A 7,803-nucleotide genomic window follows, 5' to 3' on the forward strand; every position below is an offset into this window, starting at 1 on the left:
ACCCTATATTCTGGAAATCTTTGAGGAATGCTATCAATTTGCTAGAAAAGAGGCTCAAGTTAGAACTCAATTACCTCTTGATACTTTCCCCCCTATTCCCATTGGTTCCCTTGAACAAATTCTCGATGAAGATTGGTTTCCTACTAATGACCACGAGTAATATATAGAGGTAAATTATGGATAATAAAACCATGTACGAAGAAGACTTTTATCTCTGGATTAGAACTACTATTAATCAACTGCAAGCCAGACAGTTTGAGCGGGTAGATTTAGAGAATTTACTGGAGGAATTAGCAAGTATGGGAAGGAGTGAAAAGCGCACAATTAAAAATCTGTTAACCCGATTATTAGAACATTTACTTAAGCTCAAATATTGGGCGGCAGAAAGAGAGAGAAACGAAGGTCACTGGAAGGGAGAGATTAGAACTTTTCGTCTCGATATATTAGATGAACTTAAAGATAGTCCTAGTCTGAAACCCTATCTTTTAGAAATTTTCGATGAATGTTATCTTTCAGCCCGAAAAAATGCCAGTGACCGCTCTCAATTACCCCTCGATACTTTCCCCGCTATTCCCATTGGTTCCCTTGAACAAATTCTCGATGAAGATTGGTTTCCTGCGGGCGATAATCTGGAAATGTAGCCATCAGTTAGACTGCTCCATACTGCTCTAACAAAAAACAACTATCCCCCGATAGCGATCGCTAAAGGTCGAATAATTGTAAGTTTTTGTCAAGGGGTGCGGTCAGATCGAAGAATCATCGCTAGAATGAGCCTAATTGTCAGTGCGATGCCGAAGGCACTGCATAGCAGATCGCCGATCTTGTAGGGTGCGTTCCCTAATATGGCTCCCACTGCTCCAGCGATCAATTTTGGGGAACGCACCATGCCCATTGATTGAAGCTGTGGTCTAAATTTGATCGCCGATCGTGTAGTACGGGGCCTGGTGATGCTCACACAAATGATACTGAATTGCCAGATATTGGAGTTCACTACTGGCTAGATGCAGGAACGAGGCTGAAATACATTTTGAAAGTCTGGGTTGAGGATTAAAGAGCTTGCGAATTAGTAGTCAGGGTGGGCGTTTGCTCACCTTACTTTTTCATGCGGTAATATGGAATGAGATGGTGAAAGACTGAGACTATAGCTATGACGCTCGCATCAAATGAACAAACCGCTATCATTCGTACAGAGCGAGGACTGACAATCGCAGGAACCCGCATCACCCTCTACGATGTGATGGATTATGTGACTGCTCAATATCCACCTAAGTTCATTCAGGGATTATTTGATCTGACGGAAGAGCAAATTAACGCTGCCCTGGCTTATATTGAGGCTCATCGTGCGGATGTAGAGGCTGAGTACCAGCAAGTTCTCAAAGAAGCTGAAGAACTCCGACTATACTATGAAGAGCAAAATCGTGAGCGAGTTGCCCGTATTGCTGCTAAGCCGCCAAAACCTGGCACAGAAGCCATTCGAGCAAAACTTGAAGCGGAAAAAGCCAAGTTGGCATCACGGGCATGAATTTTCTAGTTGATCATAACTTACGAGGGCATTCTGTTGTCCTCGCCGGAGTCCTTGCTGCGAGTGGTTGGCTTGACTTGATCTCGATTCGTTTTATTCTGTTTGAAGAAGTTGGGTTAGCTGTCACGAGCGATGATCGTGTTGTTTGGCGGTATGCCCAAGCCAATCAGATGATCCTGATCACCGCTAACCGAAGTATGAAAGGCAAAGATTCCCTGGAGCAAGTGATGCGGGAGGAAAATACCCCCACATCATTACCCGTCGTGACAATCGGTAATATTGAGCGACTACTTGCCGAGCCAGATTATCGAGATCGTTGCGTTAACCGTTTGGTTGATATTGTAGTTAATATTGAAGATTATCAAGGCGCAAGACGCATTTTCATTCCGTGACGCGCCGAATGCTAGAGCCGTTGAAGTCTATCTGTAGGGACACGGCATAACGGGGTCTTTATACTGAATCGGTTTTTAATAGTATGATTAACTGCCAATCCAACTTGAAAAACCCGCTCCCTTCTCCATACTGCTGTAACAAAAAACAACTATCCCCCGATAGCGATCGCTAAAGGTCTAATAATTATAAATTTTTGTCAAGGGGTGCGGTCAGACAGAGGAATCATCGCTAGAATAAGCCTAATTGTCAGAAATTTAGTTAAACAAGGTTTTTGGCAATATGCTAATCTGGCTAACAGGCTTTTGGGCGTGATATAGGGAAAAGTTCTGGCGATTGCGCCTAAATGGAGTGATATACGGAAAGTTTCCACATATTGTTACTTTCAAGAGTGTTATACGGAAAGTTGACCTATAATATGTAGTTGGGCTGCTTCGTTTTTTGGTTGTGGCTGTCCTTGAAGGTGATTTGTTAGAATCACAAAGTTTTCGTTATTGAGATTTTTTATGCAATCCGGTCTCCGCAGTGGAAAGCTTACAAAATGGAAAGATGAGCGTGGATTTGGTTTTATTCAACCCGTTGATGGGAGTCAGGAAGTTTTTTTGCATATTTCTGAAATTAAAGATGCAACCCGTCGTCCACAAGAAAACGACACGATTTATTACCACTGCATAGTTGACTCAGATGGCAAAGTTCGAGCTTACAACGCATTTATTCTGGGAGCAAGAAACAAGTCAGAACCTTCAAGTAGTCGAACTAAACCCTCTGATGCCATCATTTCAAGCTTTCCGATAGTTGAGTTAGTTCTGTTATCGCTTCTGCCTTTGTTTGGAGCTATTCGTTTTACATGGACGACACGCAATCCCATTCCACTGATTCTTTATCCCGTAATGAGCTTAGTGACTTACGCTCTATACGCAGATGATAAATCTCGTGCTAAACGAAAGGATTGGCGAACTTCTGAACAAACGCTACATCTGTGTGAACTTGCAGGTGGATGGTTGGGCGGGTTTATTGCCCAGCGAATATTGCGCCATAAAGGTCAGAAAAAGTCTTATCAAGTCACTTTTTGGGCGATCGTGATCATTCATTATGTTGTATGGCTGTTTTGGCTGTTTTCGGGAGGAACGCTATGACGTATTGCGATTCTAAAAGCAGCAGTGCGATGCCGAAGGCACTGCGTAGCAGTACGCCAATCTTGTAGGGTGCGTTCCCTAATGCAAGTGCTACTGCTCCAGCGATCGATTTTGGGGAACGCACCATGCCCATGGATTGAAGTTGTGGGTTTAAGTGCGATGTGGGCTAATCTGGCTAACACGCTTTTGGGCGTGATATAAAGATAGTATGGGTGATGGTTTATCTGATGACAAAGAATGGATATGTGGGGGATGTCTTTCAGGCATTGCTTACGGCGTTGTCAGATCAGAATATGAAGAATGAATTGCGACACAACGAGAGCCTTACTGTTAAAGCGTTTTCAAGTCTGCTCTGATGCGCCATCATCTTCAAACTTGACAACGCCTGGCAAGCATTCAAGCCTGGATGTCTGTCATGGATTTAGAAACTTGGTATCAAGGGGGGAATTCTGGTTTTTTCCTATTTTGTCAAGACCTCGGTAGTTAGGGTATTTTCCGAAAAATAGGGCAGTTTTCAGGCTACCCTAACCAGAAAATTAATCGCCAAAATGGGAGATAATCGCGTCGGCAAATTCGGAACATTTCAGGGGAGGATTAACGGGGGGTTCCATCAGACGCGCTAAATCGTAGGTAACTTGTCGATTAGCGATCGCAGCTGCGATGCCTTTTTTAATCAAATCGGCCGCTTCTTGCCATCCGATGTATTCCAACATCATCACCCCGGAAAGAATCACCGAACCGGGGTTAATTCGGTCTAAACCGGCGTGTTTAGGGGCTGTGCCGTGGGTTGCCTCAAAAATAGCGCAAGCATCGCCAATATTCGCCCCGGGTCCCATCCCTAAACCACCGACAATCGCCGCTGCTGCGTCGGAGAGATAATCACCATTCAGGTTCATAGTAGCGAGGATCGAGTATTCATCGGGACGGGTTTGGATCTGTTGGAAGATACTATCGGCAATGCGATCGTTAACCATAATTTTATCTTTCCATTGCCCATTGCCATGGGTTTCCCAGATAGCATCGAGAACACTGGTCACTTCTTGGCAGATTTTGGCTTTTTTCTGGTCGGTGAGGGCATCATAACCCGGTTCTACCATGCGGGCGTTATCTTCGATGGTCAGATCAGGGTTTTTCTCCTTATTACTCAGGATCCATGATTCCATCTCGGTAACGCACACATCCCGGAATTCACTCTTAGCTAATTCATAACCCCAATCCCGAAACGCCCCTTCCGTATATTTCATAATGTTACCCTTGTGGACAAGCGTAACTTGATTTTTCGGTTTCGGTAAAGTCAGCGCTCGTTCGATCGCCCGGCGGACTAATCTTTGGGAACCCGTCTTACTAATCGGTTTGATCCCGATACCCGCATCGAGGGGAATTTGTTTTTTACCGTGTTCGGGAGTGGCGGGAATTAGTTCCGTGTTGAGATAATTAATCAGTTTATCGGCGATTTCCGTGCCTTGTTTCCATTCGATGCCGAGATAGATATCCTCGGTATTTTCCCGATAGACGATGACATCGAGTTTTTCCGGGGTTTTATGGGGGGAAGGGGTTCCCGCATAGTAACGACAGGGACGAACACAGGCATAAAGGTCAAAAATTTGCCGCAGAGCCACATTCAGGGAACGAATGCCGCCACCGATGGGAGTGGTCAAGGGACCCTTGATGGCTATACCATATTCTTTAATCGCTGTCAATGTATCTTGGGGTAGATATTGATAAGTCCCGTAGATTTCGCAAGCTTCATCACCAGCATAGACTTTAAACCAATGGATTTTCCTTTGACCACCGTAGGCTGTGGCGATCGCTGCATCGATAACTTTTGCGGTTGCGGGCCAGATATCGACCCCCGTACCGTCACCGCGAATGAAGGGAATGATGGGATCGTCGGGAACTAGAGGTTTTCCGTCAGAAAAAGTAATTTTCGAGCCTGTTGTCGGTGGGGTAATTTTTTCGTAGCTGACAGTCATGGGCTTCCAGAAACAGTATTTATCTATACGTTGGCAGTCTAGCGCCGTCAATATCTATACTCAGGCATTTTGGCTAATTTCTTAAAGATTCCCTTGCTGGCATCAACTTCGTACCTCACCATTAAGATAACTGCCATAGTTAAGACTTTTTTAAGCTGCCCACGTATTTAAATTGCTTGTTGAGATGAGGCAAGAGACTTCGCAGGAATTTGATGACACTTTACCTAAAATTGGGCTTTTCTAGGTTCTGTGTGAGCATGGTATAATGGTGACACAGAACAGGAGGTGGGTTATGTGGATAAATTTTGATCAACTCCTCGATTTACCGAATGTAACAGGGGTCAATTATCAAAAAACTGCTCAGACAATTTTCTTAAAGCTCGCTCTTTTAAATGAAACAATTGAATGTCCGAATTGCCATCAAATATATATACTACAAGAGCCGAAACCCCTTATCCATTAATGGATACACCCATTAACTTTTCTGAATGTACCCGTGGAATGGTAGTCATGTATATAATACGAGTCTCAACTTAGTTGGGGTTTAACAACCTTTCTAGGTTTTGTTCACAGTTCTCTTTATGGGAGAGAATATTTAATTTTTCAGAAAGATGTAAGGCGCGTTGCCAGTGATTAATAGCTGATTTAAGATCATGGGTTTTTTCTTCAAATTCTGCCAAAACAATTAAAGTCTCTAGTTCTATATATCTTTCTCCAATATCGAGGGCAATATCTAAAGCTTGATTAAGATATTGATAGGCTAGATCATCCTTTCGAGTGATACTATAAATTTCTCCTAATCCAGCACAAGCATGGGCAACACTCGCCACATCTGAAATAGCTAAAGCTTTTTTCTTTTGTTGCTTAAAGTATTTTTCAGACTCCTCAAAATTTGCTTGTTGCCAATAAATTGCGGCTAAATTTCCCAAAGAAAAAATAATTCCTGCTTCATCGGTTATTTGCTCGGATAAATCAAGACTTCTTTGAGTGTAATCCATAGCTTGATTCAAATCATTGATTCGCTGGTATGCTTCTCCTAAATTTCGTAAAGCTATTGCTTGATAAATAAGGTTTTTAATTTTTTCTGCCCATTTTAAGTATTTTTCTAAACAAGCAATAGTCTGGTCAATTTTTCCCTGATAACCATAACAATTACCCAGATTTAAATAAGCAACATTAATAATCTCAAATTTTTCGTCACAATCGGGAATAATCTCGGCTAGATTTAAAACTTCATTCAGTCCTATTTCAGCGCTTAAATATTCACCTTGTATTCCATCAATTGTTGCTATATTTCCTTTTCCTCTTGCTTTCCAAAGAGGATTATTTAATTGCTCGGCTAAGGATAAGAGTTTCTCCGCATAATTTTTTGCTTGGTCTAATTGTCCTAATTCTCGATACATATAACCAAGTTCACTTAAACAGAGAAAATCGGTTTCATTGTCAAGATTTCCTAATAATTCTTTACACAGTTTTATGCCCTCTTCATACTGTCCCCAGATGAGTAATTGTTTGTGCAAAGGTAAAGAAGTTGGATCATGAATTTCTAAGGGTAAAGAAAACAAAGATTTAGCTTCTTTATACCAACCTAATCGACATAGACAGAGAAATGCTTCCACATAACGACTTGCCCGTTCTTGAATAGAGAGCTGCTGTCCCATTTTATCCTTAATATGGCGTTCATAACCAATTAAATGCCAGATAAATGCGCCAAAATGTGCTTTTTCAAAATGACTTCCTGTCGCTCCTAAAATTTCCCCTTTTTGTTTAACTTGAGCTAGTTCTCCAAAAACAGTAAAATCGATACTTGTGAGACGTTCTTTGACTCTTAATTGAGGAGATTTAAAATCATTCTCGGAAAAACAGCGATCGCCCTTCTTAACCTCAGCTAAAAACGCGATCGCCTTCTCCTATCTACACAGTAAAACAGCGATCGCCCCTGATTAAGCAATAGCAAATTCTGTTAATTTACGACTTGCAGGATCATGAAATGCTAAAACAATATCTTCTTTGGGAATCCCTGCTTCTAATAATTGAGAGGTGATTCCTATTTCTGTCCAATCCTGTTCAATATAAACTCTTTCATTTTTAATACGAATATGAATCTGAATATTGTTGATTTTCTTTTTGTTTATCCAACCAATAGACATCCATAGATAATGATCATGATTTTCATCAAAAATTAAACAGGTTTCTAGTTTTTTTTTGGATGAGCTATTCGCAATTGTGTCTAGCTTTGTTAAGGTATTTTGAATAATTTGGCGATAGTTAGTTAGTTTATCCATTGGACAATCTCCTCTTTTTCGATGTTGACAACTAATAAATCTAATTGGTGTCTTTTAATAACGGCTTGAATAGATTTTCGTTGGAAAAAAGTCTCATAAATTTCATCTTTGATAGCCAGATAGATTTCTTGGTATTCATCTTGTCCTAATTGAATGAGATCACGATAAAAAATATATTGCCCCAAAGCCATTTCAAAGTCTTTCATCATTGAAGGGCCAAGAAAGCTTTTAATTTCAATGATAATTTTACGTTGTCTTTGTTCTTCGGAAATATATTTCTCGATCGCCAGGTCTGGATACAATTCAGCGTCTTCATCGGAAATTTTGGGTCTGAAACCCCGCCGTTCTAGGTTGGTTTTACGTTAGAATTAAAAGGCCAGTCTCGAAAACCAAGTGGACGGCGCAGCACCTTGAAAACTCGGCTTAGGGGGTTCCGACCAGAAAAGCTTGGCCGGGTAAAAAGTCGCGCGCAACAAGTACAAGAAGCTATAGGCGGT

Annotated in this window: 9 protein-coding genes and 1 pseudogene; 6 read left to right on the forward strand and 4 right to left on the reverse strand. The window is 41.6% G+C overall.

Translation table 11 applies throughout. The features are described from left to right. The first annotated feature begins 10 nt into the window (after positions 1-10). From IM507_RS03445 to IM507_RS03465, 5 genes are all read left to right on the forward strand, one after another. A complete protein-coding gene (locus IM507_RS03445; RefSeq protein WP_420372231.1) occupies positions 11-160 on the forward strand; it encodes a DUF29 family protein in 150 nt (49 codons plus the stop codon). A 16-nt stretch (positions 161-176) separates the two neighbouring features. Then, entirely contained in the window at positions 177-641 is a 465-nt protein-coding gene (locus IM507_RS03450) for a DUF29 domain-containing protein (RefSeq protein WP_069475647.1), read from the forward strand. 506 nt (positions 642-1,147) lie between these two features. Next, a complete protein-coding gene (locus IM507_RS03455) occupies positions 1,148-1,522 on the forward strand; it encodes a DUF433 domain-containing protein (protein ID WP_002734078.1) in 375 nt (124 codons plus the stop codon). After that, entirely contained in the window at positions 1,519-1,914 is a 396-nt protein-coding gene (locus tag IM507_RS03460) for a DUF5615 family PIN-like protein (protein ID WP_002731807.1), read from the forward strand. The genes IM507_RS03455 and IM507_RS03460 overlap by 4 nt, the downstream gene beginning before the upstream one ends. Positions 1,915-2,418: 504 nt before the next feature. Then, positions 2,419-3,048: a DUF1294 domain-containing protein gene (locus tag IM507_RS03465; protein ID WP_002731896.1), complete on the forward strand. Its 630-nt coding sequence runs from the start codon at positions 2,419-2,421 to the stop codon at positions 3,046-3,048. Positions 3,049-3,584: 536 nt separating this feature from the next. On the opposite strand, the gene IM507_RS03470 is transcribed toward IM507_RS03465, so the two are convergent. Then, the gene (locus tag IM507_RS03470) at positions 3,585-5,021 is read right to left on the reverse strand and encodes an NADP-dependent isocitrate dehydrogenase (RefSeq protein WP_287636611.1); all 1,437 of its coding nucleotides are present in this window, start codon (positions 5,019-5,021) and stop codon (positions 3,585-3,587) included. A gap of 292 nt (positions 5,022-5,313) precedes the next feature. On the opposite strand from IM507_RS03470, the pseudogene IM507_RS03475 reads away from it, so the two are divergent. Next, positions 5,314-5,445 (forward strand): annotated as a pseudogene (locus IM507_RS03475) (ISL3 family transposase); the annotation flags it as partial. Between the two features lie 109 nt (positions 5,446-5,554). On the opposite strand, the gene IM507_RS03480 reads toward IM507_RS03475, so the two are convergent. The 3 genes from IM507_RS03480 to IM507_RS03490 are packed head-to-tail and all read right to left on the reverse strand — an operon-like array spanning position 5,555 to position 7,629. Next, a complete protein-coding gene (locus IM507_RS03480; RefSeq protein ID WP_353847177.1) occupies positions 5,555-6,922 on the reverse strand; it encodes a tetratricopeptide repeat protein in 1,368 nt (455 codons plus the stop codon). A gap of 42 nt (positions 6,923-6,964) precedes the next feature. Beyond that, positions 6,965-7,306 (reverse strand): XisI protein, encoded by a 342-nt coding sequence (locus IM507_RS03485; protein WP_002803043.1) that lies wholly within the window; start codon positions 7,304-7,306, stop codon positions 6,965-6,967. Beyond that, on the reverse strand, positions 7,294-7,629 hold the full coding sequence (locus tag IM507_RS03490; RefSeq protein WP_123230817.1) for an element excision factor XisH family protein: 336 nt from the start codon (positions 7,627-7,629) through the stop codon (positions 7,294-7,296). The genes IM507_RS03485 and IM507_RS03490 overlap by 13 nt, the downstream gene beginning before the upstream one ends. Positions 7,630-7,803 lie beyond the last annotated feature (174 nt).

The organism is Microcystis sp. M20BS1 (assembly GCF_020245305.1).
GTDB lineage: Bacteria > Cyanobacteriota > Cyanobacteriia > Cyanobacteriales > Microcystaceae > Microcystis > Microcystis ichthyoblabe_A.